Here is a 26,375-nt window from a genome sequence, read left to right as displayed (position 1 = left end):
ATGGATACTCTTGGCTATTTGGGTCAGGGTTTCGGCGTCGCGCTGAGCCCGTACAACCTGGTGACTGCATTGTGCGGCACCCTGATCGGTACAGTGGTCGGCCTGTTGCCGGGCCTGGGGCCGATCAACGGCGTGGCGTTGCTGATCCCGATCGCATTCGCCCTCGGCCTGCCACCGGAGTCGGCACTGATCCTGCTGGCGGCGGTGTACCTGGGTTGCGAATACGGCGGCCGGATCAGCTCGATTCTGCTGAACATTCCGGGCGAAGCGTCCACCGTGATGACCACCCTCGACGGTTACCCGATGGCCCGCAAAGGCCTGGCCGGTGTAGCACTGTCGCTGTCGGCATGGAGCTCGTTCATCGGTGCCTTTATCGCGACCTGCGGCATGGTGCTGTTCGCCCCGCTGCTGGCGAAATGGGCGATTGCCTTCGGCCCCGCGGAATATTTCGTATTGATGGTGTTTGCGATTGTCTGCCTCGGCGGCATGGCCGGTGACCGTCCGTTGAAGACGTTCATCGCGGCGCTGATCGGTCTGTTCCTGTCGACCGTCGGCATCGACGCCAACAGCGGTGTGTATCGCTTCACCGGGGACAACATTCACCTGACCGACGGCATCCAGTTCGTCGTGCTGGTGCTGGGTTTGTTCTCCATCAGCGAAATCCTCCTGCTGCTGGAAAAAACCCACCACGGCCAGGAAGCGGTCAAAGCCACCGGCCGGATGATGTTCAACTTCAAGGAAGCGGCGTCGGTGTTCGTGGTGAACATCCGTTGCGGTGTACTGGGTTTCATCATGGGCGTATTGCCGGGTGCCGGTGCGACCCTGGCCAGTGCTGTGGCCTACATGACCGAAAAACGCATGGCGGGTACCAAGGGTACTTTCGGCCAGGGTGACATGCGCGGCCTCGCAGCGCCGGAAACCGCCATCGGTGGCGCGGCTTGCGGTGCGCTGGTGCCGATGCTGACCCTCGGCGTTCCAGGTTCCGGCACCACGGCGGTGATGATCGGTGCATTGTCGCTGTACAACATCACCCCGGGCCCGCTGCTGTTCCAGCAGCAACCGGACATTGTCTGGGGTCTGATCGCTTCGTTGTTCATCGCCAACGTGATGCTGGTGATCCTCAATATCCCGATGATCCGCATCTTTACCCGCATCCTCGCTGTGCCAAACTGGGCGCTGGTGCCGGTGATCGCGATCATCACCGGGATCGGTGTCTACGCGGTGCACGCGACAACGTTCGATCTGTTCCTGATGATCGGCATCGGTATCTTCGGTTATATCCTGCGCAAGCTGGACTTCCCGCTGTCGCCGGTATTGCTGGGCTTCATCCTCGGAGGATTGATGGAACAAAACCTGCGCCGCGCCCTGTCGATTTCCAACGGTGCGCTGGAAATCCTCTGGTCGAGCCCGATCACCTTCGGTTGCTGGATCCTGACGGCGATCATGCTGCTGATGCCACTCATCCGTATCTGGCGCAAACGTTCGGCCGCGCAACGCATCATCCCCGATGTCTGATCGAACACCGTTCAAAGCCTGGTGGGGAACCCCGCTGGTCGGCCTGCTGGGCGGTTACCTCGCCAGTCAGGTCGGCTGGCCTTTGCCGTGGATGGTCGGCTCGTTGCTGGCGATCATCCTCGTGCGTTGCCTGACCCCCTGGCAACTGGCCGAAATCCCTGGCGGCCGCAAGTGCGGCCAGTGGATCGTCGGCATCGGTATCGGCCTGCACTTCACCCCGCTGGTGATGGAGCAGGTGCTGAGTCATTTCGGTCTGATCTTCTTCGGGGCGTTGGTCACCAGCCTGTCCGCCGTGGTCGGCGTGTGGCTGATGCGCCGTACCGGTGAGGATCGCGCCACCGCGTTCTTTTCCAGCATGCCCGGCGGTTCCGGGGAGATGGTCAACCTCGGCGCGCGCAATGGTGCGGTGCTCAGCCATGTAGCGGCGGGGCAAAGTTTGCGGGTGTTGGTGGTGGTGCTGTGCGTACCGGCAGCCTTCAAGTATTTGCTGGGTGACGGTGCGCCGATTGCCCACGCGGGCAGCATCGATTGGCGCTGGCTGGCGGTGCTGTTTCCTGCTGGCGCATTGGCGGCCTGGATCTGGGAACGCCTGCGTCAACCCAATCCCTGGCTGTTCGGGCCTTTGCTGGTCAGTGCGGCAGTCAGCATCGGCTGGGATCTGCACATCGGCTTGCCCAATGGCGGTAGCCAGATCGGCCAGTGGTTGATCGGCAGCGGCCTGGGTTGTCACTTCAACCGGCAGTTTTTCCGGCGTGCACCATCGTTCATGGGCCGCACCTTGATCGGCACGGTGCTGACCATGCTGATTGCGACTGCAGCGGCCCTGGGTTTGAGTGCGCTGACCCACCTGGATCTGCGCTCACTGACGTTGGGTATGATGCCGGGTGGTATTGCCGAGATGAGCCTGACGGCGGAGACCCTGCAATTGTCGGTGCCGCTGGTGACGGCGATGCAGGTGATGAGGTTGCTGTTTGTGCTGTTTCTGGCGGAGCCGTTGTTCAAGTACTGGAATCGCAATCCGGATTCAGACTGATAGACCTGTGGCGAGGGAGCTTGCTCCCGCTGGGCTGCGAAGCAGCCCCCCCCCTTTCCACATCCGGATTCTACAGTCACACCGCATATGCAGGATTTACGGCTGCTGCGCAGCCGAGCGGGAGCAAGCTCCCTCGCCACAAAGGCCCGCCCGGGCAATCATCAAACCGGCGGCAACCGCCACTCGATCGGCGTCTCGCCATTCTGCTCCAGAAACTTGTTGGTGCGGCTGAAGTGCCCGCAACCGAGGAAGCCGCGATAGGCGGACAGCGGTGACGGGTGTACCGAGGTCAACACCAGGTGCTTGGTCGCATCGATCAGCTTCTGCTTGCTCTGGGCATGGGCGCCCCACAGCATGAACACCAGGTGCGGCTGCTGCTGGCTGACCACTTCAATGACCCGATCGGTGAAAAACTGCCAGCCCTTGTCCTTGTGGGCATTGGCGTTGGCGCGCTCGACGGTCATGGTGGTGTTGAGCATCAGTACGCCCTGATCGGCCCAGCTCTGCAGGTAGCCATGGTTGGGGATGTCGATGTTCAGGTCGCGCTTGAGCTCTTTATAGATGTTCACCAGCGACGGTGGCGCTGGCACGCCGGGTTGCACCGAGAAGCACAAACCGTGGGCCTGGCCCGGGCCGTGATAGGGATCCTGGCCGAGGATCACCACCTTGACCTTGTCCAGCGGCGTGGAATTGAGCGCGTTGAAAATCATCGGCCCCGGTGGATAGATCTCCTTGCCGGCCGCCCGCTCCTGTTGCAGGAAATTTCGCAACTCTGCCATATAGGGCTGGTCGAATTCGGCACGCAGTGCCTCCTTCCAGCCCGGTTCGAGTTTGATACGGTCGTCAGCAGTCATGGTTACATCCGGCAAAAACAATGGGGCGAACCCTAGGAAAGCTCACCACGCTTGTCAATTGATCTGATGCAGATCCGGCACTTTCCCACACAGCGATCATACTTAACCCTCAAATTCCCGATCGAGGTCACGATGAATCTGCACTTCGAAGAACTCACCGGCACCGACGGCGCGCGCATCGGCATCGCCAGCCTGGATGCCGAAAAATCCCTGAACGCCCTGTCCCTGCCGATGATCAACGCCCTGCGCGACCGCATGGAAGCCTGGGCCAAGGACCCGCAGATCGTCTGCGTCCTGTTGCGCGGCAATGGCGCCAAGGCCTTTTGCGCCGGCGGTGAAGTGCGCAGCCTGGTGGAAGCCTGCCGCGTGCATCCGGGTGAAGTACCGCCACTGGCTGCGCAGTTTTTTGCGGCGGAATATCGCCTGGACTTCAAACTGCACACCTACCCCAAGCCGTTGATCTGCTGGGGGCACGGCTATGTGCTTGGCGGCGGCATGGGACTGTTGCAAGGAGCGAGCACCCGTATCGTCACGCCGAGCAGCCGCCTGGCCATGCCGGAGATCAGCATCGGCCTGTACCCGGATGTTGGCGCCAGTTGGTTCCTGTCGCGCCTGCCCGGCAAGCTCGGGTTGTTCCTGGGCCTGACCGGCGCGCACATGAACGGCCGCGATGCCATCGATCTGGACCTGGCGGATCGTTTCATGCTCGATGAGCAGCAGCCGGAGCTGATCGAAGGCCTGCTGCAATTGAACTGGCAGGAACAGACACCCATGCAACTCAACAGCCTGCTTAAGGCCTTGCAGCAGGAAGCCGTGGCGCAGATGCCCGAAGCCCAGTGGTTGCCGCGCCGTCGTCAGATCGACGAGCTACTGGATGTCAGCGATGTGCGTTGCGCCTGGAAGGCCATCAGCGCCCTGCGCGACCACAGCGATCTGTTGCTCAGCCGCGCGGCCAGGACCCTGAGTGAAGGCGCGCCGCTGACCGCTCATCTGGTATGGGAACAGATCATCCGTGCCCGGCACCTGTCGCTGGCCGAAGTCTTCCAGATGGAATACACGCTGAGCCTCAATTGCTGTCGTCATCCGGAATTCAGCGAAGGCGTACGTGCGCGGTTGATCGACAAGGACCAGAAGCCGCACTGGCACTGGCCAGACATCAACAACGTGCCGGACGCGGTGGTCGGGGCGCATTTTCACAAGGCCTGGGAAGGTCGGCATCCACTGGCGGATTTATCCGAATACTGAAAACTGCACACAACACTGTGGGAGCGGGCTTGCTCGCGAAGGCGTCATTTCAGCAACATTGATGTTGACTGACACTCCGCCTTCGCGAGCAAGCCCGCTCCCACATTAGAACTGCGATTGGCTATCGGTGGCCGCCCCGCCCGTTGCGATAGCCGCGACCGTTACCGCGATAGTCGTTGTTCCAGTTCCCGCGGTTACGGCCGTCCCAGCCATGGTTCTGATGCGCGCGGTAGTCACCCCGCGACGGCTGGTAATAACGAGGGGCCGACTGGTAATGGCGCGACGGTTGATACATCCGCGGCTGTGAGTAATAACGCGGTGTCGGCTGGTAATACCGCGCTGGAGGCATGTAGTACCGGGGCGGCGGTGTGTAGTAACCGCCACCATTGGAGTAGTAGGAACTCCCTCCGGCGTAATAGGTTGGTGATGGCGAGGTATAGACCTCGGAACTGTAATAACTGCCTCCTTCATCGTAGTAAGGCACGCACCCACCCAGTGACAATCCCAATACAGCAAGCAGAAGAATTCGCCGTAGCGTTTTTTGACAGAGCATGGCGGCCTCCTGGACCGCGGGTGAGCCACACCAGCGACGCTGGCAGGCGACAGTCAAATATTCGCTGACTGTCGAAAGATCAGACATCGAATTCGGGATCTGGTGCGTCACTGAAACAAGTAGAAACATCTGCCCGATGAAAGGATTTTCATTTATTCATGCCCTGATTAACGGTGCCCACCGCGATATCCACCACCGTGATGTCCACCGCCGTAATACCCGTGGCCACGGGAGTAACCATGCCCACCGTAGTAATAGGCGCGGTAACCACCGTAGTAACGCGGACCGTAGTAACCGTAGTAATAAGGCGAGTAGTAACCGGGGTAGTAATAAGATCCCCCGTAGACGTCGGCGGGACCGTCGTAGTAGTAGCAGCCAGACAGTCCGAGACCAAGCACTGCACCCAACAACAATCGACGTAACATGGCGGCCTCCGTAAAGACCTGTGACAGCAGTCGGCACACACCGACTGACACCTGTTTTGACTGGCAATCCCCTGCCAAGTGCGATGTTGCACCCTCCTTCTGATCAGCGGCGGACAGGTTCCAAAGCGGTGCACCCGCGCACCATCACAAGGCAGTGCGCCCCTCCCATCAACACCGTCGACCTCCCTGTCGCCCACGCTAGAGCGCTCGGGTCAACTTGGCACGCCTCTCGCTTTAACAACTGCGTGCAGGAGTCAATACAGGTTCGCGGCACCACAATTTGCAAATGGCTGACTAGGGTTCCGGCTCGCAATTGCGAGTGACTGGTCCGAGAGTTGGCGACCTCCAGTTGAGGTTACACGGCGGGACAAAAGCCCGGGAGACAAGCCACCGTTAGCGGTGCCGCTGCCGTCCTGTGCGTCCTTGATCAACTGGAGAACCACCATGTCCCAGCTTCATTTACCCGCCCTGCTCGCCGCTGCGTTCGCCGCCCTCGTGAGCTTCTCGTCCCAGGCTGCCCAGAAAGACCACTTCAGTGTGTGCTGGACCATTTACGCCGGCTGGATGCCGTGGGAGTACGCCGGCAGCCAGGGTATCGTCGACAAATGGGCGAAGAAGTACGGCATCCAGATCGATGTGGTGCAGCTCAATGACTATGTCGAATCGATCAACCAGTACACCGCCGGCCAGTTCGACGGCTGCACCATGACCAACATGGACGCGCTGACCATTCCGGCCGCCGGCGGCGTCGACAGCACCGCGCTGATTGTCAGCGATTTCTCCAACGGCAACGACGGCATCGTGCTCAAGGGCGAAGGCAAGAAGGTCGCCGACCTCAAGGGCATGGACGTCAACCTGGTGGAGCTCTCGGTCTCCCATTACCTGCTGGCCCGCGCGCTGGACTCGGTGGACCTCACCGAGAAAGACCTGAAAGTGGTCAACACCTCCGACGCCGATATCTCGGCCGCCTTCAACACCGAACAGGTCAACGCCGTCACCACCTGGAACCCGATGCTCTCGGACATCAAGGCCAAGCCCGCAGTGACTGAAGTGTTCAACTCAAGCCAGATCCCCGGCGAAATCATGGACATGATGGTGGTCAACAGCGCCACCCTCAAAGACAACCCGGCCCTGGGCAAGGCACTGACCGGTGCCTGGTTTGAAGTGGTCGAGTTGATGAACGCGAAAAACGCCGCTGGCAAAGCCGCGCTGGAACACATGGCCAAGGCCTCGGGCACTGACCTGGCGGGTTTCCAGGCGCAACTGGACACCACCCGATTGTTCGCCACGCCCAAGGAAGCCCTGGCGTTCGGCACCAGCAAGCAATTGCCGGAAACCATGCGCAAAGTCGCCGAGTTTTCCTTCCAGCACGGCTTGCTCGGTGAAGGCGCCAAGGACACCAGCGCCGTCGGCATGGCCTTCGCCAACGGCGTGACCAGCGGCGACAAAGGCAACCTCAAGCTGCGCTTCGACCCGAGCTACGTGCAGTTGGCTGCCGACGCCAAGTTGTAAACAGAGGACTTGGCCATGCGCCTGATCAACCGTCACCCGGACCGCCCGAGTCGCCTGTTGTTGGTGATCCTGCCGTTCGCCCTGGTGCTGTTCGCCTATTTCATGGGCTCGGCCGAGCGACTGGCGGACAACCCCAACGACAAGCTGCTGCCCAGCGCCGTGCAGATGAGCGATGCGGTGAAACGCCTGGCCTTCGTGGCCGACACCCGCACCGGCGAATACCTGCTCTGGCAGGACACGGCCTCCAGCCTGCAACGCCTGGCCATCGGCTTGGGCATCAGCGCCCTGGCCGGGCTGTGCCTGGGCATCGCCGCCGGCACCCTGCCGCTGCTCGGTGCGCCGTTGTCACCCTTGCTGACGGTGCTGTCGATGGTGCCGCCGCTGGCGATCCTGCCGATCCTGTTCATCGTCTTCGGCCTGGGGGAATTGTCGAAAGTGATGCTGATCGTCATCGGCATCACCCCGGCGCTGGCCCGGGACCTGGAACAGCGTGCCCGGGAGATTCCCGTGGAACTGCTGATCAAGGCCCAGACCCTCGGCGCCTCCACCTGGACCCTGATGCTGCGGGTGGTGCTGCCGCAACTGTTGCCACGGCTGTTGATCTCGCTGCGCTTGATGCTCGGCTCGGCGTGGCTGTTCCTGATCGCCGCCGAGGCCATCGCCTCTACCGACGGCCTTGGCTACCGGATCTTCCTGGTGCGCCGCTACCTGGCAATGGACGTGATCTTGCCCTACGTGGTGTGGATCACCCTGCTCGCCTGGTTGATGGATTGGGGCCTTAAACGCCTGACCCTGCGTGCGTTCCCCTGGTATGAGGGGGCCGCCAAATGAGCTTCATCACCGTTAAAAACGTCTGGCAACAATACGCCGATCAGGTGGTGCTCGAAGGCCTCAATCTGAACGTCAACGAGGGTGAGTTCTGCACGCTGGTGGGGGCGTCCGGTTGTGGTAAATCGACCTTTCTGCGCCTGCTGCTCGGCCAGGAACGCGCCAGTCGCGGCGAGATCCTGCTCGACGGCCAGCCCTTGGCCGGTGAGCCGGACGCCAGCCGTGGCGTGGTGTTCCAGCGCTACTCGGTGTTCCCGCACCTGAGTGTGCTGGACAACGTCGCCCTCGGCCTCGAGCTGCCGCGTTCGCCCTTGCTCGGGCGTCTGTTCGGCAGTGCGAAAAAAGAGGCCCGCGAACAGGCCTCGGTGCTGCTGCACAAGGTCGGCCTCGGCCATTCGCTGGACAAGTACCCGGCGCAGCTCTCCGGCGGCATGCAACAACGGCTGGCTATCGCCCAGGCGCTGATCATGAAGCCGCGGGTGTTGCTGCTCGACGAACCCTTCGGCGCCCTCGATCCGGGCATCCGCAAAGACATGCACGCCTTGCTCCTGGAGCTGTGGCGCGAGACCCGGCTGACGGTGTTCATGGTCACCCATGACCTCTCCGAAGGCTTCAGCCTCGGCACGCGCCTGCTGGTGTTCGACAAGGTCCGCCTCGACCCGCATGCGCCCGGTCGCTATGGCGCACGCATCACCTACGACATCCCTTTGAACAGCGACCGCCGCGCCCAGTGCAGAGCCGTCGACGCCCTGCCGCTGCCGGTGGCGGGCACGCTTCGTATCGCTTAGAGGATTTTTCACAATGACTGATTCGACTCCGCTGTTCCCGCCCTTCGCCGAAGAAATGCTCCCCGGCGGCGGCCATCGTTCCTTCGTGCTCAAGCGCGGCCAATTGCTGCGCCTGACCGACCTGCGCGGCGGCGCCAACGTCAGCCTGACACTGCTCAACGCCAATGAAAAAACCGAGCGCCTGAACCTGCCCGACAGCCTCAAATGCCAACACACCGCCAAGCTCACCGCCGGCCATTGCCTGTACTCGGACATGGGCCGTGTGCTGGCCGCCATCACTGCCGACACCTGCGGCTGGAGCGACAGCCTGGGCGGCGTGCTCTGCGCCGAAGAAGTGGCAGAAAAATACGGCGCGGGCCGCTACCAGGAACTGCGCAACGGCTTCTTCCGCAACGGCACCGACAACCTGCTGGTGGAACTGGGCAAGTGGGGGTTGGGCCTGTCCGACCTGCTGATGACCCTCAACCTGTTCAGCCGCGTGAACGTCGATGACACCGGGCGCTTCCATTTCGTCGAGGGCAATTCCAAGGCTGGCGACTACATCGAGTTGTACGCACCGATGGACACCCTGGTGGTGCTCACCGCCCTGCAGCACCCGATGGACCCGTCGCCGGAATACGCGCCGAAACCACTGAAGCTCAGCTGGATGAACGCCGACGCCAGCGTCGCCGAACACTGCCGCACCTCGCGCCCGGAAAACGAGCGCGGCTTCATCAACACCGACCGTCTGTTCGCCTGAGGATCGCTGCCATGTCACTCGCAATCGCTACCGCTGCCGTTCACACAAACAGGCAACCAGACACCGCGATCTACCGCGCCACCATCCCCGCCGGCGAACCCTGGCTGATGGAGGTCAAGGCCGGCCAGACCCTGCGCATCCTCGATCTGGAAGGCAATCAGGCCGTCGACACTTTGTTCTACAGCGTCGCCAACCCCAAGGAACGCTACGACGTGCAGCGCACGTTGCGCCGGCAGAACAGCGTGTACCTGAGCACCGGCAGCGTGCTGTATTCCAACCTCGGCAAACCGATGCTGACCATAGTCGCCGACACTTGCGGGCGTCACGACACCCTCGGCGGCGCCTGTGCGCAAGAGAGCAACACCGTGCGCTACGCCCTGGAGAAACGCTACATGCACAGCTGCCGCGACAACTACCTGCGCGCCTGTGTCCACGACGGACGCCTGGGTAAAGGCGACATCGGGCCGAACATCAACTTCTTCATGAACGTGCCGGTCACCGCCGACGGTGGCTTGACGTTCGAAGACGGGATTTCCGCGCCGGGCAAGTACGTCGACCTGCGCGCCGAGATGGACGTGATCGTGCTGATCTCCAACTGCCCGCAACTGAACAATCCGTGCAACGCCTACAACCCCACCCCTGCGGAGTTGCTGGTATGGAACTGAAACTCGCGCGCTTGCGCCGCTGGCTGTTCACCCTGTGTCAGGCCCGCTCCGGCCAATGCATTAAATAACCACCCCTGTAGGAGCTGCCGCAGGCTGCGATCTTTTGATTTGGCTTTTTCAAGATCAAAAGATCGCAGCCTGCGGCAGCTCCTACAGGGGGGCGTTTCAGTCATCCGGGACGGCCCGGGTGCATTTCGAAAAACTGCGGGACGGCCCGCATCCCAGTCGAGGCTGATGCGCAATCGCCTCCGGGGGTTATGCCATGTTCGAAAAAGTCCTGATTGCCAACCGTGGCGCTATTGCCTGCCGCATCCTGCGGACCTTGCGTGAACTGCACGTGCAGGGGGTCGCCGTTTACTCTGAAGCCGACGCGGCCAGCCTGCACATCCTGCAGGCCGACGAGGCGCACAGCCTCGGTGAAGGCGCGGCCGCCGGCACGTACCTGGCGGTCGATAAAATCCTCGCCATCGCCAAAGCCAGCGGCGGCACCGCAATCCATCCCGGTTACGGCTTCCTCTCGGAAAACGCCACATTCGCCGAAGCCTGCGAAGCCGCCGACATCGCCTTCATCGGCCCGACACCGGAACAACTGCGGGTGTTCGGCCTCAAGCACACCGCCCGCGCCCTGGCCAGGCAACAGGGTGTGCCCATGCTTGAAGGCACCGAGTTGCTCGAGAGCCTCGACGCAGCATTGATCGCCGGTGAACAGGTCGGCTACCCGGTGATGCTCAAGAGCACCGCCGGCGGTGGCGGCATCGGCATGCGCGTGTGCCGCAGCGCGGCCGAGTTGAGCGAATCCTTCGAAGCGGTCAAACGCCTGGGCCAGAACAATTTCAGCGACGCCGGGGTGTTCATCGAGAAGTACATCCAGCGTGCCCGTCACCTGGAAGTGCAGGTGTTCGGCGACGGTCGCGGCGAAGTGATCGCCCTTGGCGTGCGCGACTGTTCGGTGCAGCGTCGCAACCAGAAAGTCCTCGAGGAAACCCCGGCACCGAACCTGCCCGAGGGCATGGCCGATGAACTGTGCGCGGCGGCGATCAAACTGGCCAAAGCGGTGAACTACCGCAGCGCCGGCACCGTGGAGTTCGTCTTCGACAGCGATGCCCGGCATTTCTATTTCCTGGAAGTGAACACCCGTTTGCAGGTGGAACACGGCGTCACCGAACAGGTGTGGGGCGTCGACCTCGTGCGCTGGATGGTGCAACTGGCGGCCGGTGAGCTGCCGCCGCTGAGCGATCTGGTACAGGGTTTGAAGCCGCAGGGTCATGCGATTCAGGCGCGGTTGTATGCCGAGGATCCGGGGCGCGATTTCCAGCCAAGCCCCGGTTTGCTCACGGCGGTGAATTTCCCTGACGCCGATGGCAAACAGCTGCGTATCGACACCTGGGTCGAGGCCGGTTGTGAGATCCCGCCGTACTTCGACCCGATGATCGCCAAGGTCATCACTTGGGCACCGACCCGCGAGCAAGCCGCTGCCGATCTGCACCAGGCCTTGGATGACAGCCAGCTCTACGGCGTGGAAACCAACCGCGATTACCTGCGGCAGATTCTGGTTGATACGCCTTTTGCCAGCGGCCAGCCTTGGACCCGTTGCCTCGAGGGGCTGGTGTATCGGGCCAACACCTTTGAAGTGCTCAGCGCCGGCACCCAGACCAGCGTCCAGGACTATCCCGGCCGCCTCGGTTACTGGGCGGTGGGCGTTCCGCCGTCGGGGCCGATGGACAGTCGCGCGTTGCGCCTGGGCAATCTGTTGCTGGGCAATGTCGAAGGTGCTGCGGCGCTGGAAATCACCATGAGCGGGCCGTTGCTGCGCTTCAATTGCGATGCGGTGATCGCGGTGACGGGCGCGGCGATTCCACTGGCGTTGAACGGTGAAACCGTGCCGATGAACACCGCGCTGCTGGTTCCGGCGGGCTCGACGTTGAGCCTGGGAACGATTGCCGGTGCAGGTGCGCGCAGCTACCTGTGCCTGCGCGGTGGCCTGCAAGTGCCGGATTATCTGGGCAGCAAAAGCACCTTCACCCTTGGTCAGTTTGGCGGGCATGGCGGTCGCGCGCTGCGCGCCGGTGATGTGCTGCATGTACCGGCGCTGAGCAACCGTAGCACCGGGGCGCAACTGCCTGAATCTCAGGTCAGCGAGTTGCCTGCCGTGCGGCAGATCCGCGTGATCTACGGCCCCCACGGTGCCCCGGAATACTTCACCGAAAACTACATCGGCACCTTCTTCGCCACCCAGTGGGAAGTGCATTTCAACTCCAGCCGCACCGGTGTGCGCCTGATCGGGCCGAAGCCTGAATGGGTGCGTGCGGACGGTGGTGAGGCCGGGCTGCATCCGTCGAATATCCACGACAATCCGTATGCAATTGGTGCGGTGGATTTCACCGGGGACATGCCGGTCATCCTCGGCCCGGATGGCCCAAGCCTTGGCGGGTTCGTGTGCCCGGTGACGGTGATCGAGGCGGATCTTTGGCAGCTTGGTCAACTGAAGGCGGGGGACAAGGTGCAGTTCTCCCCCATCGACCTCAAGACCGCCCGCACCCTGGCCCTGAAATGGAATACCCCCTGTGGGAGCGGGCTTGCTCGCGATGGTGTGTCAGCCACCCTGATGTCGACTGACACACCTTCGCGAGCAAGCCCGCTCCCACAGGGGGTTGTGTCGCCTGTGGTGCTGGATATTGGGCAGGACGATACGCGGCTGGTTGCACGACTGTCGGGCGATACTCACCTACTGCTCGAAATCGGCGCCCCTGAACTCGACCTGGTCCTGCGCTTTCGCGCCCACGCCCTGATGCAAGCCCTGGAAAGCCAGCACCTGCACGGCGTGATCGACCTGACGCCAGGCATCCGCTCACTGCAAGTCCACTATCAACCCGAACAACTGCCACTGGCCGACCTGCTCGGCATCGTCGCCGGCGAATGGGACGCGGTGTGCGCCGCCAAAGACCTGCAAGTGCCCTCGCGCATCGTCCATCTGCCACTGTCCTGGGACGACCCGGCGTGCCAGTTGGCCATCGAGAAATACATGACCACGGTGCGCAAAGACGCGCCCTGGTGCCCGAGCAATCTGGAGTTCATCCGCCGCATCAACGACCTGCCGAACCTCGATGAAGTGCAACGCACGGTGTTCGACGCCAGTTACCTGGTGATGGGCCTGGGCGACGTTTACCTCGGCGCGCCGGTCGCCACCCCGCTCGATCCGCGCCATCGCCTGGTCACCACCAAGTACAACCCGGCGCGCACCTGGACCGCGGAAAATTCGGTGGGCATCGGTGGCGCGTACATGTGCGTCTACGGCATGGAAGGTCCCGGCGGCTATCAGTTTGTCGGGCGCACGTTACAGATGTGGAACCGCTACCGCGAAGTCGCCGCGTTCGATGGCAAGCCATGGTTGCTGCGGTTTTTCGACCAGATCCGTTTCTACCCGGTCAGCGCCGATGAACTGCTGCGCATTCGCCAGGATTTCCCCCTCGGGCGCTTCCACCTGAACATCGAACACAGTCACTTGAACCTGGCGGATTACCAAGCGTTTCTGACGCAGGAAGCTGAGACCATCGACGCGTTTCGCGAGCAGCAAAAAGGCGCATTCAATGCCGAGCGTGAACGCTGGATCGCCAGCGGCCAGGCGCATTTCGACAGCGAAGAGCCGGCCCCGGAGGCGACCGATGAGGCGCCGCTGGCCAGCGGTCAACAGAGCGTCGACAGCCACATCGCCGGCAACCTCTGGCAGGTACAGGTCGAGGCTGGCAAGCGCGTCGCGGCCGGTGATGTACTGGTGATCCTGGAGTCGATGAAGATGGAAATCCCCCTGCTCGCCCCCATGGCCGGCGTGGTGCGCGAGGTGCGCGTGCAACCGGGGTCGGCGGTGCGCGCCGGACAGCGCGTCGTGGTGCTGGAACTTGATTGAACCCATTTTGAAAAGGACTGACACCATGAATATCAATCTGCAACTCGACGCCCTGCGCAGCGCCTACCGCGACGGCAGCCTTACCCCCCGGCAATTGCTGGCAAACCTGCGGGACAAAGCCGCGGCGCTGAATCCGGACTATCACCTGTTCATCCACTTGCTCAGCGCCGAGGAACTGGAACCGTACCTCGCCGCCCTCGACGGTCGCGACCTCGACAGCCTGCCGCTGTACGGAGTGCCATTCGCGATCAAGGACAACATCGATCTGGCGGGCATTGCGACCACGGCAGCGTGCCCGGCATTTGCCTACGTGCCGCAGCGTTCGGCGACCATCGTCGAGCAACTGCTGGCCCTGGGTGCGATTCCGTTGGGCAAGACCAACCTCGACCAGTTCGCCACCGGGCTCAACGGCAGCCGCTCACCCTATGGCGTGTGCCCCAACAGCGTGCTGCCGGAGTATCCGTCGGGCGGCTCCAGCGCCGGTTCGGCGCTGGCGGTGGCGCTCGGGGTCGCGAGTTTTTCCCTGGGTACCGACACCGCCGGCTCCGGGCGCGTGCCGGCGGTGCTGAACAACCTGGTCGGCATGAAAGCCACCAAGGGCCTGATTTCGACGGCCGGCGTGGTGCCGGCCTGTCGTACCCTCGATTGCGTCACTACGTTCACCGCCACGGCGCGGGAGGCCAGTCAGTTGCTGGCGCTCACCGCACGCCTCGACCCGCGAGACGAATACAGCCGCAGCAACCCGCTGTGGAATGACGGCTCGGCGTTCGGCACGCCACGGCCGTTCCGGTTCGGCGTGCCACGTGCGCAGGACCTGCAATTCTTTGGCTGCCCTGAAGGCCCGCTGTTGCTCGGTGATGCCATCGACCGTCTCAAGGCCTTGGGCGGCGAAGCGGTGGAGCTTGATCTTTCGCCGTTTCTGGAGGCCGCACGTTTGCTCTATGAAGGCCCGTGGGTGGCCGAGCGCTACAGCGTGGCCGGGGAGTTGATGGCACAAAACCCCGAGGCCGTGTTGCCGGTGATTCGCGCTGTCTTGGCCAAGGCACCCGCCGTCGACGGCGTGCAGACCTTCCGTGCCCAATATCGGCTGCAAGCGCTCAAGGCCCTGTGCGACACGGCGCTGGAAGGCCTCGATTGTGTCGTCACGCCCACCATCGGCCGCCCGGTGTCGCTGGCGGAACTCAAGGCCGAACCGGTACTGCGCAATTCGGACCTCGGCTACTACACCAACTTCATGAACCTGCTCGACTACGCCGCCGTCGCCGTACCTAGCGCGTTCATGGACAACGGCCTGCCATGGGGCGTGACATTGTTTGGCCGGGCCTTCACCGATCAGTACCTGCTGAGCGTGGCGGATGCCTTGCAGCGCCAGCAAGGACTGGCCGCTCCCGCACCGGCACCGGTTGCACGCCATGATCGGGCGCGGCTGGTGGTCTGCGGCGCGCATCTGGACGGGCTGGCGCTGAACTGGCAGCTCAGGCAGCGTGGCGCCCGGTTGCTGGAAACGACCTTCAGCTCACCGGATTATCAACTCTATGCCTTGGCCGGCGGCCCGCCGTTGCGTCCAGGCATGGTCCGCGTGAAGGATGGCGGCGTGGCGATTGCCGTGGAAGTCTGGGAGTTGCCCAGCCGAGAACTGGGTTCGTTCCTGACCGGGATTCCGGCACCGCTGGGATTGGGCAAGGTGCAACTGGCCGACGGCCGCTGGGAGAGCGGATTTATCTGCGAGGCGTATGGGCTGGAGGGTGCGGTGAACATCAGTCATTTCGGCGGCTGGCGGATGTACCTGAAAACCCTCCCCTGACCCACCTCCCGTAGGAGCTGCCGCAGGCTGCGATCTTTTGATTTTGCTCTTTCAAGGATTAATAGAGAGCAGAGTCAAAAGATCGCAGCCTGCGGCAGCTCCTACAAGGACGGCGAGTAATCCATGGGAGCGACCATTCGCGGCGCATATGGAGCAGTTATTTCCCGGCAGTACCCTTAGAATGCTTGCCATCGGATGACTGCCAATGGAACTGCCATGCCGCTTCGCTCGCCGCTGTATTCTCAACGCTCGTTGGTGCTCACGCTGGTCGCATTGCTGGGCGCAGGCTTCCTCGCCACCTCCTTTCTCAGTTACTACGCCTCCCGGGCGTCGATCCGCGACAACATCGTCAACACCGAGCTGCCGCTGACGTCGGACACGGTCTACTCGGAAATCCAGAAAGACCTGGTCAGGCCGATCCTGATCTCCTCAATGATGGCCCGCGACACCTTCATGCGCGACTGGGTGGTCAACGGTGAAAAGGATTCCGACCAGATGACCCGGTACCTCAACGAGGTCATGACCCACTACGGCGCCTACACCGCCTTCTTCGTCTCCAACACCAGCCTGACTTACTACCACGCCAAGGGTGTGCTCAAGCAGGTCAAGGCCACCGAGCCCCGCGACGCCTGGTATTTTCGCGTGCGGGACATGAAGGATCCGTACGAAATCAACGTCGACCCGGACCTCGCAAACAAGGACAACCTGACCTTTTTCATCAACTACAAGGTCTACGACTATAACGCCCGATTCATCGGCGCAGCCGGGGTTGGCCTGACCGTCGACGCCGTGATCAAGCTGATCGACAAGTACCAGCAGCGTTATCAACGCAGCGTGTACTTCGTGGACAACTTCGGACGACTCGTACTGACAGGTGCCGAAGGCGGTCCGCAAGGTGCGCGCATCGGGCAGAAACTCGGTGAGCTGGACAGCATGAAGGACCTGGTCAACCAGCTGCCAAAACCCCACAGCGGCAGCTACGAATATTCCGTGCAGGGCCAGGGGCACTTCCTCAATGTGCGGTTCATCCCGGAGCTGAACTGGTACCTGTTCGTCGACAAACGCGAGGACAGCGCCCTGGGTGAAATCCGCCAGTCGCTGTACCTCAACCTGCTGATCTGCCTGCTGGTCACGCTGATCGTGCTGGCCCTGCTCAACCAGGTCATCAAGCGCTTTCAGGACAAGATCCAGGCCCAGGCCACCCTCGACAGCCTGACCGAACTGCCCAACCGTCGCGGCTTCGACCTGTTGGCCATACAGGCCATGCACGAAGCCCGGCGCGAGCCCAAACCGCTGACCGCCTTGCTGCTGGACCTCGACCGCTTCAAGGTGTTGAACGACACCTATGGCCACTTGGCCGGCGATCAGGTATTGAATGGCTTTGCCCAGGATCTGAAGAGCTGCCTGCGGCACTCCGACATCGTCTGTCGCTGGGGCGGTGAAGAGTTCATCGTGCTGCTCAAGGACACCGATGGTGACACCGGTCTGATAATTGCCGAGAAAATTCGTCAGTACGTGGAGCAACAGCGCTACACCTACAACGGCCAGATCTTGCAAGTGACCGTCAGCATTGGCCTGACCACACTGCAGCCCGATGACACCTTGCACACCCTGCTGTCACGGGCGGATCATGCGATGTACCGGGCCAAGCAAAGTGGCCGTAACCGAACCTGCGTGGAAATGGCTCACTCCATCCATGAACCAGCCTGACCTCTGCCCCGCCTGCGGCGCACCCAACGACTGCACCCTGGCCGACCCGCGAACCGCCGACCGCGCCTGCTGGTGCTACGGCGTCAGCATCGACCCGGCCGTGCTCCAGGCGCTGCCGGCGCAACTGCGCAACGCCTCGTGCCTGTGCCCGCGCTGCGCCGAGGTCGAGGCGCAGTTGCAAGCAGCGTCCGAATCGATCAAGTAAGATGCGCGGCCCTTTCTTCACTGATCCCTAAGTCATGCGTGTCGACCGATTCCTCAGCAACCTGCCGTGCTTCAACCGTAAGCAGGTGCGCCTGTTACTGGTGGAAAAACGCGTCAGGATCGACGGGAAAGTCGTCAGCGACCCGCACAGCGAAGTCCGCGAGTTCAGCCGCGTCGAAGTCGACAGCGACGTGCTGCAAATCGGTAAGCCCCTGCGCCATTTCATGCTGCACAAACCTGCTGGATGCGTCAGCGCCACCCGGGATCCGCAGCACCCGACCGTACTCGATTTGATCCATGAGCCGGACAAGGACGAGCTGCACATCGCCGGGCGCCTGGACTTCAACACCACCGGCCTGATGCTGATCACCAACGACGGCAGCTGGTCGCGACGCCTGACCCAACCACAGACCAAACTGCCCAAGGTCTACTACGTCGAAACCGAACAGGACATCGGCCCTGAATACGCGATCAAGTTCAGCGAAGGGCTGTACTTCGCCTTCGAAGACCTCACCACGCAACCCGCCGGTCTGGAGCTGCTCGGGCCGAAAAGCGCGCGCCTGAGCATCGTCGAAGGCCGTTATCATCAGGTCAAGCGCATGTTCGGCCACTTCAACAACAAGGTGATGCGCCTGCACCGCGAACGCATGGGCCCGCTGCTGCTCGACAATGCGTTGAAACCGGGCGAATACCGCCCACTGAGCGATGAAGAGATCGGATTGATCTAAGCAGGCGACCGCTGAGCAGAAGTTGTCGAACAATTTACCAAAGGCACTTGCGCGATGACGTGACCCCTGCTTGAATCAGGACGTCGGCCGAAATGTGACCGATGAGTCACCCCATACTTCTAAGAAACTTTTTGCCGGTAGGAACCCAAGGGTTCCGGCCTCACCCGGCAGACTGCCCGCCAATAACAATACCCGTCGACCGGACTGCATTGGATCGACATGGGCCTCTCAAATTCCAGGCGTATGCCTACCTGTCACAAAGCTCGTGCAATCTCTATTGCGCGCATACCCGCTTGCCAGGAGTCTTATGACATGAGGCCAGAAATCGCTGTGTTGGATATACAGGGTCAGTATCGGGTTTACACGGAGTTCTATCGCGCAGACGCCGCAGAGAAGACCATTATCCTGGTCAACGGCTCGATGGCCACGACTGCGTCGTTTGCACAAACCGTGAAAAACCTCCATCCGCAGTTCAACGTCGTCTGCTACGACCAGCCCTATGCAGGCCGGTCAAAAGCCCACAACCTGCACGAGAAATTGCTGACCAAGGAGGTCGAAGGGCAGATCCTCCTGGAGCTGATCGACCACTTCGCCGCCGAACACGTGCTGTCGTTTTCCTGGGGTGGCGCCGCGACCCTGGTCGCCTTGGCTCAACGGCCACGACGCATCGAAAAAGCCGTGATCAGCTCGTTCTCCCCGGAGATCAACGCGCACATGCTCGACTACCTCGAGCGCGGCGTCGATTACCTCGGCAGCCGGGATGGCGACCGGGTCGGCAACCTGGTGAACAGCACCATCGGCAAACACCTGCCGACCCTGTTCAAGCGCTTCAACTATCGGCACGTCAGCAGCCTGGCCGATCATGAATACGGGCAGATGCACTTCCACATCAGCGACCTGCTGCACAGCGATCGCCAATGCTTTTTCAAAGCGGCGGAAAAAATCAACGTGCCGGTGCTGTTCATGAACGGCGAATGGGACGAATACACCGCCGCCGATGGCGCACGGTTGTTCGCCAACCACGTGCAGCACGCCACCTTCACGACCCTTCAGGCCACCGGCCACTTTCTCGACATGGAGCACAAAGCCGCCTGCCGAGACAGCCGCAACGCACTGATGGGGTTCCTGAAACCGGCCCAGCACGATAGCCGACCGCGTTACCACTACGTCCAGGACCACCATGCATTGGCACTCTGAAACAGAGTCATCGCGAGCAAGCCCCGCCCTGCTGAATCAAACGTATTCTGCAGGCGCGAGGCTTGCCCGCGATCGACCGTCGTGCGCCCCACGCCTTGTCGGTAAATCGCGTTAAACCCGCCCCACGTAAAGAAAAACTTCAAATCGCCGGCCGTATCTGGTACAAAGTCAGCGCTCTGAGCGGGTGTCGTATAATGGCATTACTCCAGCTTCCCAAGCTGATAACGAGGGTTCGATTCCCTTCACCCGCTCCAATCGAATTTTGATCTCACGTCAGGGTGGTTTTGACGGGGATGTAGAGACAGAAAAAACCGGTCCAAGTGGCCGGTTTTTTTGTGGGCGGGATTTGGGGGGACTCGCTGGTATAGGGGCTCCTCCTCATCCGAACCTTGCGCCACTTTTTTCGTTTAGAAGGCTTACCTGGCGCCCCCCATACGCAAAGCGCTCCTGTGCAGAAGCGGCTACTATAAAAGCCCCGTTAGCGTTTTTTTCCAATGATGGTGATTTGTTAGCGAATTTCGGTGACCGTTAGCCTTTTCACTCCTCGCGAAATTAACGTTTCCGCGTAGAATCAGGTATTTGTTAGCGTTTTTATCGCCCCAGTAAAGGATTTCGTGATGCAGGTCGGTTTAAAGGCACTCGCAAACCAGTACGACATCGTTCTGGCACAACCACTGCGCGTCGAATCGACGATTGGCACGACACGTGTCAGTCGCGAAAGCAGCGGGCATACACAGAATCAGTATCCCCCGAGCTACCGACCTGCCGACGATTTCTCAGGGCATTTCGAATTCGGCCTCAAGTACGAAGAGATCCATCTCGAATTCTTTGCTCGCTTGTTTGCAAAGACCGGACCCGACCCTGTCGAAGCCTGGTGCCGGCGAGAGCCTTTTGGCCAATATGCTCGCCGCACGGGGTTTCTCTACGAATGGCTGACAGGGCAAAGTCTGGATGTGCCAGACGTAACCAACGGTGGCTATGTCGATGCACTTTCTGTGCAGGACTACCTCACCCGTAGTGAACCACCACGAGTTCGACGTTGGCGAGTCAAAAACAACCTGCCCGGTACACCCGGCTTTTGCCCTTTGGTTCGTCGTACGACGGCAGTCAAAGAGGCTCTGCAATTCGATCTCGGCGCGGCGTTGAAGGAGTTGGATCGAACCTTTGGTGCCGATATCTTGATGCGTACGGCCAGTTGGTTGACGTTCAAGGAGTCACGAGCCAGCTTTCTCATCGAAAAAGAGGCCGACCAGGCTGATCGCATCCAGCGTTTTGCGCATGTCATTGCCCAGCACTGCGGCCATATCGAAGCCCCATTAAGCAATGACAGCCTGCGTTCCCTGCAAGCCGGCATTCTGGGGCGAGATGCCATTGGGCTCGGCTTGCGGCGCTCCCCGGTATTTGTAGGTCAGGCCACAATGCGCGAGGACATCGTGCATTACATTGCCCCGCACTTTGAAGAACTTGCCCCTCTACTGGAAGGCCTCAACGAGTTCGAGATCGCAACGCGGGGTGCCGAGTCCGTGGCACGCGCCGCAGTGCTTGCATTCGGCTTCGTGTACATCCATCCCATGCGTGACGGCAACGGCCGGATTCATCGCTTCCTGATCAACGACACCTTGATCAGGGACAAGGCCGTGCCCGACGGCGTGATCCTGCCCGTGTCAGCCACTATCACCAGTTCGATCGATTTCCGGGCAGGCTACGACCGTACGCTCGAGGTGTTTTCACGACCGTTTATGCGCCGTTACGCGGCGGCCTATCGGTTTGGCGAACTCGTGACCTACGAAGACGGCACTCCCAGCAACTTCATCTTCGATGAATACAAAGACGCAGGCTTTGCCTGGCGCTACCCCGACCTGACCGAACACGTCCTGTACACCGCTCGCGTCATCGAGCACACGATTCGTACGGAGATGGCGGATGAAGCCCGAGTCTTGGTTATCTTTCAGCGAGCGCAGGAACAACTCAAAGAGGTGCTCGAAATGCCGGATCAGGATGCCAACCGCATTATCCGTTCGATCAAGGAGAACGGCTGGGTGGTGTCCGGAAAGCTGAAGAAAGGATACCCGCAGCTTGAAGATGAAGGCATGGCGCAACGTGTTGTGAATGCAGTGCGCTCCGCGTTTGAGGATCGAGTGATGGGAGCTGGTGAAGAGTGATCTTCGGTAGAACTGGATAGCGTGCAACTGCAGCTGAAAAGAAGACCGGTCTGAGTGGCCGGTTTTTTTATGGGCGGAATTTGGGTTTTTCAGCTCGTTGAATGCTTCAGCGGAATTGAAAAGACACAAAAAATGCTCTCCTCCTCCGTTGTCGCAATTGCGGCTGGACTGTATTCAACGCTAGTACCCACGTCCACGGAGACCGTGTGATGAACATTAAACCTATTCACAGCCAAGAAGACCTGGCCACCGCATTGGCTCGCCTGGAGCAGTTGTGGGGTGCAGAAGTCGGTTCACCTGAAGGCGATGAACTGGAAATTTTAGCGTTGCTCATTGAAAAATATGAAGACGAACATTATCCGATGCTGCCCTCAGCGCAGGTTGTCTGACAGGAGATGCAGGGTAAGAAAAAACCGGTCCATGTGGCCGGTTTTTTGTGCCCGACATTTGTACTGCGTGTTCGCGGAAAAACCTCGAAATACACAAAACTGGTCATTGCAGGCTTGCCCAAGGCCTATGCCGCTGCGCCCTTCTAGACTCGATTTCTGTCGCCTATGTCGCCAAGCCGAGGATGATTTGGTGGTTATAGTGTTGATTACAAAATATCAGTAGGTATAGTAACCACAAGCACACCACAGGGAGGTGATGTGAATAGCCGATTTTTGATAAGCCAACTCGTTGCGGACGGCTGGTATCTGGTGCGAATCAGAGGCAGCCATCATCACTTCAAGCATCCGACCAAGCCCGGGCTGGTGACGGTCCCTCACCCGAAGAAAGACCTGCTCAAGAAAACGGCCATCAGTATTTTGCAACAGGCGCTGCTCTAAGGAGCCCGACGCACCAGGTCCGTGGAGGACAATTAACATGCTGTACCCAATCGCTATTTCAATGGGCGACGAACAACACGCTTGGGGCGTGGAAGTCCCCGACATTCCAGGGTGCTTTTCCGCTGGGGAAGACCTGGATGACGCGATGGCCATGGCACGGGAAGCCATAGAAGGCCACTTCGAAATTCTGGCTGAAGATGGTTCGCCCATTCCCCCTGCCAACAAAGTGACCCTGCACGCAGCCAATCCAAAATACGCCGGGTGTGCATGGGCGCTGGTGGACATCGACGTCACCAAATATCTGGGCAAGGCCCAGAAGCTGAACATCACGTTGCCGGGCTACCTGCTCAACCGGATTGATGAGTACGTACTGCATCACCCGGAAGAAAAAAGCCGTTCGGGTTTTCTGGCCTCGGCAGCGCTCAAGGTGTTGCAGCAGAACTGAAAACCTTGCTTTTGATATGAATAAACCGGTCCCAAGTGGCCGGTTTTTTGTGGGCGGGATTGGGCGAAGTACTCGCCAAAGTCAGAGTGAAAGTCCGATTTTAAAAGGCATGCAGGCGATCAACGCCAGAAAAAGCAACGTCCTACACGACACTGGGAATTGTCCGTACACTTGCGCATTGCTGTGCCTTTGTCATGAGCCCTATAGTCCGACCGCGCCCAAATGGCGTATCGGGTTTGGCGACTCGATGCCGTGGTACAGGAGCCTCCGAGAGTTTCTCGGAGCGCTTTTGAACGCAGTTGGCTACCTGTTTTTTGGTAGCTGTGCGTGGGAGACCTTCGGGTCTGCCGGTTTTACCATGGTCCGGTTCGCCAACCCGCGTACAGCTACCACCCTATTGTTTGGCGACGATTGAGTGGTGCGTCCTCCTCCAACATGGTAATCACTCATGAATGAATACATGGCTTTAACCAGCAACGCCGACGACTTGCCCTCGCTGTTCGTCAACACCACACAACCCCTGCACTCTCTGCTTAGCACCGCCAGTTACCGCATCCGAGCGGTAACGCAACTCCTCGAAAACCTCGCAATGCGCGGCGACCTGACCTCTGACACCGTGGTGCTGAGCGACTTCGCATTGCTCTGCTGCGTGCCGTTACGCGATGGTTGCGATGTGCTGGATGTGATCGCAAGACGCATGGATGCAGAGCCGGCGTAGGATTGCACCGGGCCGCATGCTGTTGTGGCGAGGGAGCTTGCTCCCGTTGGACTGCGCAGCAGTCCCTGTTCGGGGTCGCTTCGCGACCCAACGGGAGCAAGCTCCCTCGCCACAGGTGCCCTCACTTATCATGTGAACACTTCAACAGAGCCACCCGAACATGACCCAAAACATCTACGACGACCCTCAGTTTTTCCAGGGCTACAGCCAGATGGCCCGCTCCATTGGCGGTCTCGATGCCGCGCCGGAATGGCCGGCGCTAAAGGCCATGCTGCCACCCATGCAAGGCTTGAAGGTGGTGGATCTCGGCTGCGGTTACGGCTGGTTTTGTCGTTGGGCCAGTGAGCAAGGGGCTGACAGCGTGCTCGGTCTGGATGTTTCGCAAAAGATGCTGGAGCAGGCGCGCAAAACCACCGCCGCATCAAACATCCGTTATGAGCGCGCCGACCTGGAAGCCCTCGATCTGCCCGCCGGCGGTTTCGACCTGGCCTACAGCTCCCTGGCGTTGCACTACATCAAGGACTTGCCGGGGTTGTTCGCCAATGTCCACGCGGCGCTCAAGCCCGGTTCGCCGTTCGTGTTTTCCATCGAGCACCCGATCTTCATGGCACCGCGCAACCCTGGCTGGATCATCGATGCCGAGGGCCGCAAGGGTTGGCCGGTGGACGGCTATCAGTTCGAAGGCGAGCGCGTCACCAATTGGCTGGCTGACGGCGTGATCAAGCAGCATCGCACCATTGGCACCTTGCTCAACCTGCTGATTGCAGCGGGTTTCAGCATCCGCCATGTCAACGAATGGGGGCCGAGCGATGCCGAGGTGGCGGCGCAACCGGCGCTTGCCGAAGAGCGCGAGCGGCCGATGATGATGTTGGTCGGCGTTCAGCGCTGAGCCACGCTCGTATCTTTTGCGTATAGATCCGGGCACGGGAATAAAGAAACCGTAGTGCGACGTTGAGCCCGGAAACAGATCCCTTATTCTCCCGGCTCATCCATCGCCCCGAGATCGACATGCACAATTCAGAGTTGGGAATCATGATCATTTCATTGATCGGGTTGTTCGGCTTTGCCTCGTTTGCTTTTGAATACTTGAGCGCCCGACGCTCGAAAAAAAACAAACTGCCGTGATTGTCCCAAGCGATAAAAGGGACAGGTGACGCGCATCAACTGTCCCTTTTTCACATCAGCGGGTCGCGACGATGAACAGTCGCGGGAACGGCAACAGCACCGAACCATCGGCCAAGGCCGGATACGCCTGCTCGATTGCCGCCTGATATTGCTTCAGATACTGTGCCCGTTCCGCCTCGTCCAGCGGCTCCAGAAACGGCCGCAAGCCACTGCCCTTGAACCACTCCACCACGCCAGACGCGCCGCCTGCGAGCGGATGATGGTAGGTGGTGCGCCACACATCGACGCGTGAGCAACAGGCCTTGAGTATCGAGTAATAACCACTGGCATCGGCCATCTCGGTCCGCTGCCCGGCGGCGCCTGCCAGTTTGCCGGCCCATGGACCGTCAGCGGCGACTTCACGCATCAAGCGGTGCGAAGGTTCATTCAGGTTGTCGGGCATCTGGATCGCCAGGCTGCCACCCGGTGTCAATTTACTCACCAGTGAAGGAAACAGCGCCGCGTGATCGGGCAGCCACTGCAACACTGCGTTGGCGAAAATCACATCGAAGGGGCCTGCGTCGTTCCAGGTGTCGATGTCGGCGATGTCGAACTGCACCTGCGGCAAGCGCTTGCGTGCGGCCTCGATCATGTCGGTCGAACTATCCAGGCCGCGGACCGTGGCGCTGGCAAAACGCTCGACCAGCAACTCGGTGGAGTTACCGGGGCCACACCCGATATCGATGGCCGAACGCACATCCCCGGCGGGGATGGCCGCCAGCAGGTCACGGGCGGGACGGGTGCGTTCATCTTCAAAAGCGACGTACTGTTTGGCGGACCAACTCATTGCGTTCTCCTGTCGGTGCGTTGTCCTCGGGTCGCTACGATACCGCGGCAAGCGCTGCCAAAGGTTTCAGAAAACCACCTTTTCAATCACGTCGAATTTTCATCCCACCGTCGCTGTCACAAATTCAGGCGTCCTCCCTATAAGGAACACGGTCATGAAGTTCGCAAAAATCGCGCAGAAACTCGCCCTCTGGGCCGGTAGCCCCAAGACGTTTCTGGGGGCGATCACTCTGATTTTTCTGTGGGGGCTGAGCGGGCCGATTTTTCATTTCAACGATACGTGGCAGCTGATCATCAATACCTCGACCACCATCATCACGTTCCTGATGGTGTTCCTGATCCAGAACACACAGAACCGTGACACGGACATTTTGCATTTGAAGGTCGATGAGTTGCTTCGGGTGACGAAAGAGGCGCAGAACGCGATGCTCGGGCTTGAAGCGCTGGACCTCAAGGAGCTGGAAAAGCTGAGAAAGCACTACCGCAGCCTTGGCGAAGGCCTGACCATTGACCTGGACGGCACCGTCGTCCAGGAAAAAGGTCAGCAAAACCTGAAGAACTGCTGATGA

24 protein-coding genes, 1 tRNA gene, 1 pseudogene and 1 riboswitch are annotated in these 26,375 nt (G+C 60.6%); of the genes and pseudogenes, 22 read left to right on the top strand and 4 right to left on the bottom strand.

The window, feature by feature from the left end; translation table 11 throughout:
• Positions 1-1,515, top strand: a complete 1,515-nt coding sequence (locus tag KW846_RS23575; protein WP_218485699.1) for a tripartite tricarboxylate transporter permease — start codon at positions 1-3, stop codon at positions 1,513-1,515.
• Positions 1,508-2,548 (top strand): AbrB family transcriptional regulator, encoded by a 1,041-nt coding sequence (locus tag KW846_RS23570; RefSeq protein WP_007979814.1) that lies wholly within the window; start codon positions 1,508-1,510, stop codon positions 2,546-2,548. The genes KW846_RS23575 and KW846_RS23570 overlap by 8 nt, the downstream gene beginning before the upstream one ends.
• 161 nt (positions 2,549-2,709) lie before the next feature.
• On the opposite strand, the gene ung is transcribed toward KW846_RS23570, so the two are convergent.
• Positions 2,710-3,402, bottom strand: coding sequence for a uracil-DNA glycosylase (gene ung, locus KW846_RS23565; RefSeq protein WP_008050720.1), 693 nt, complete (start codon positions 3,400-3,402; stop codon positions 2,710-2,712).
• A gap of 132 nt (positions 3,403-3,534) precedes the next feature.
• Between ung and KW846_RS23560 the strand changes: the two genes are divergently transcribed.
• A complete protein-coding gene (locus KW846_RS23560) occupies positions 3,535-4,647 on the top strand; it encodes an enoyl-CoA hydratase/isomerase family protein (RefSeq protein WP_218485698.1) in 1,113 nt (370 codons plus the stop codon).
• Between the two features lie 121 nt (positions 4,648-4,768).
• Here KW846_RS23560 and KW846_RS23555 read toward each other — a convergent pair whose 3' ends face one another.
• Together KW846_RS23555 and KW846_RS23550 are read right to left on the bottom strand one after the other, a co-directional pair.
• Entirely contained in the window at positions 4,769-5,200 is a 432-nt protein-coding gene (locus tag KW846_RS23555; RefSeq protein WP_218485696.1) for a hypothetical protein, read from the bottom strand.
• Positions 5,201-5,367: 167 nt separating this feature from the next.
• A complete protein-coding gene (locus KW846_RS23550; RefSeq protein ID WP_007979822.1) occupies positions 5,368-5,625 on the bottom strand; it encodes a hypothetical protein in 258 nt (85 codons plus the stop codon).
• A 283-nt stretch (positions 5,626-5,908) separates the two neighbouring features.
• Positions 5,909-6,009: riboswitch (guanidine-I (ykkC/yxkD leader) on the top strand.
• A 60-nt stretch (positions 6,010-6,069) separates the two neighbouring features.
• On the opposite strand from KW846_RS23550, the gene KW846_RS23545 reads away from it, so the two are divergent.
• The 18 genes and pseudogenes from KW846_RS23545 (at position 6,070) to KW846_RS23460 (ending at position 24,745) form a co-directional block, all read left to right on the top strand.
• Complete coding sequence (locus tag KW846_RS23545) at positions 6,070-7,137, top strand: putative urea ABC transporter substrate-binding protein (protein ID WP_218485694.1); 1,068 nt, start codon at positions 6,070-6,072, stop codon at positions 7,135-7,137.
• A gap of 15 nt (positions 7,138-7,152) precedes the next feature.
• Positions 7,153-7,968: an ABC transporter permease gene (locus KW846_RS23540; RefSeq protein ID WP_218485692.1), complete on the top strand. Its 816-nt coding sequence runs from the start codon at positions 7,153-7,155 to the stop codon at positions 7,966-7,968.
• Positions 7,965-8,753 carry an ABC transporter ATP-binding protein gene (locus KW846_RS23535; RefSeq protein ID WP_116580227.1) on the top strand — a complete coding sequence of 263 codons (789 nt, stop codon included), beginning with the start codon at positions 7,965-7,967 and terminating at the stop codon, positions 8,751-8,753. Before KW846_RS23540 ends, KW846_RS23535 begins: the two co-directional genes overlap by 4 nt.
• A 13-nt stretch (positions 8,754-8,766) precedes the next feature.
• A complete protein-coding gene (locus tag KW846_RS23530) occupies positions 8,767-9,492 on the top strand; it encodes an urea amidolyase associated protein UAAP1 (RefSeq protein WP_218485690.1) in 726 nt (241 codons plus the stop codon).
• Positions 9,493-9,503: 11 nt separating this feature from the next.
• Positions 9,504-10,157: an urea amidolyase associated protein UAAP2 gene (locus KW846_RS23525; protein ID WP_218485688.1), complete on the top strand. Its 654-nt coding sequence runs from the start codon at positions 9,504-9,506 to the stop codon at positions 10,155-10,157.
• A 262-nt stretch (positions 10,158-10,419) separates the two neighbouring features.
• Positions 10,420-14,061 (top strand): urea carboxylase, encoded by a 3,642-nt coding sequence (gene uca / locus KW846_RS23520; protein ID WP_218485686.1) that lies wholly within the window; start codon positions 10,420-10,422, stop codon positions 14,059-14,061.
• Positions 14,062-14,086: 25 nt separating this feature from the next.
• Positions 14,087-15,865, top strand: a complete 1,779-nt coding sequence (gene atzF / locus KW846_RS23515; RefSeq protein WP_218485683.1) for an allophanate hydrolase — start codon at positions 14,087-14,089, stop codon at positions 15,863-15,865.
• A gap of 216 nt (positions 15,866-16,081) precedes the next feature.
• Positions 16,082-17,575, top strand: coding sequence for a sensor domain-containing diguanylate cyclase (locus tag KW846_RS23510; protein WP_218485681.1), 1,494 nt, complete (start codon positions 16,082-16,084; stop codon positions 17,573-17,575).
• The gene (locus KW846_RS23505; protein WP_007979840.1) at positions 17,562-17,780 is read left to right on the top strand and encodes a cysteine-rich CWC family protein; all 219 of its coding nucleotides are present in this window, start codon (positions 17,562-17,564) and stop codon (positions 17,778-17,780) included. The genes KW846_RS23510 and KW846_RS23505 overlap by 14 nt, the downstream gene beginning before the upstream one ends.
• 34 nt (positions 17,781-17,814) lie before the next feature.
• Complete coding sequence (locus tag KW846_RS23500) at positions 17,815-18,507, top strand: pseudouridine synthase (protein WP_218485678.1); 693 nt, start codon at positions 17,815-17,817, stop codon at positions 18,505-18,507.
• A gap of 312 nt (positions 18,508-18,819) precedes the next feature.
• The gene (locus KW846_RS23495) at positions 18,820-19,704 is read left to right on the top strand and encodes an alpha/beta fold hydrolase (protein ID WP_007979844.1); all 885 of its coding nucleotides are present in this window, start codon (positions 18,820-18,822) and stop codon (positions 19,702-19,704) included.
• A gap of 180 nt (positions 19,705-19,884) precedes the next feature.
• A tRNA-Gly gene (locus KW846_RS23490) sits at positions 19,885-19,958 on the top strand.
• Between the two features lie 363 nt (positions 19,959-20,321).
• A complete protein-coding gene (locus KW846_RS23485; RefSeq protein ID WP_218485675.1) occupies positions 20,322-21,866 on the top strand; it encodes a Fic family protein in 1,545 nt (514 codons plus the stop codon).
• 209 nt (positions 21,867-22,075) lie between these two features.
• Positions 22,076-22,249 (top strand): annotated as a pseudogene (locus KW846_RS23480) (transcriptional regulator); the annotation flags it as partial.
• Positions 22,250-22,513: 264 nt separating this feature from the next.
• The gene (locus KW846_RS23475; protein ID WP_077184214.1) at positions 22,514-22,693 is read left to right on the top strand and encodes a type II toxin-antitoxin system HicA family toxin; all 180 of its coding nucleotides are present in this window, start codon (positions 22,514-22,516) and stop codon (positions 22,691-22,693) included.
• A 37-nt stretch (positions 22,694-22,730) separates the two neighbouring features.
• Positions 22,731-23,138 (top strand): type II toxin-antitoxin system HicB family antitoxin, encoded by a 408-nt coding sequence (locus KW846_RS23470; RefSeq protein WP_218485673.1) that lies wholly within the window; start codon positions 22,731-22,733, stop codon positions 23,136-23,138.
• 448 nt (positions 23,139-23,586) lie between these two features.
• A complete protein-coding gene (locus KW846_RS23465) occupies positions 23,587-23,856 on the top strand; it encodes a short-chain dehydrogenase (protein ID WP_218485671.1) in 270 nt (89 codons plus the stop codon).
• A 160-nt stretch (positions 23,857-24,016) separates the two neighbouring features.
• The gene (locus tag KW846_RS23460; RefSeq protein WP_218485669.1) at positions 24,017-24,745 is read left to right on the top strand and encodes a bifunctional 2-polyprenyl-6-hydroxyphenol methylase/3-demethylubiquinol 3-O-methyltransferase UbiG; all 729 of its coding nucleotides are present in this window, start codon (positions 24,017-24,019) and stop codon (positions 24,743-24,745) included.
• A 291-nt stretch (positions 24,746-25,036) separates the two neighbouring features.
• Here KW846_RS23460 and tam read toward each other — a convergent pair whose 3' ends face one another.
• Positions 25,037-25,807, bottom strand: coding sequence for a trans-aconitate 2-methyltransferase (gene tam / locus KW846_RS23455; protein WP_218485667.1), 771 nt, complete (start codon positions 25,805-25,807; stop codon positions 25,037-25,039).
• A 154-nt stretch (positions 25,808-25,961) separates the two neighbouring features.
• On the opposite strand from tam, the gene KW846_RS23450 reads away from it, so the two are divergent.
• Positions 25,962-26,372, top strand: a complete 411-nt coding sequence (locus tag KW846_RS23450) for a low affinity iron permease family protein (protein ID WP_007976791.1) — start codon at positions 25,962-25,964, stop codon at positions 26,370-26,372.
• The last annotated feature ends 3 nt before the right edge of the window (positions 26,373-26,375 follow it).

The organism is Pseudomonas sp. PDM32, assembly GCF_019219225.1.
Taxonomy (GTDB): Bacteria; Pseudomonadota; Gammaproteobacteria; order Pseudomonadales; family Pseudomonadaceae; genus Aquipseudomonas; species Aquipseudomonas laurylsulfatiphila.
The sequence above is the reverse complement of the archived record's forward strand: the minus strand, read 5'-3'. Positions and strand labels throughout refer to the sequence as shown.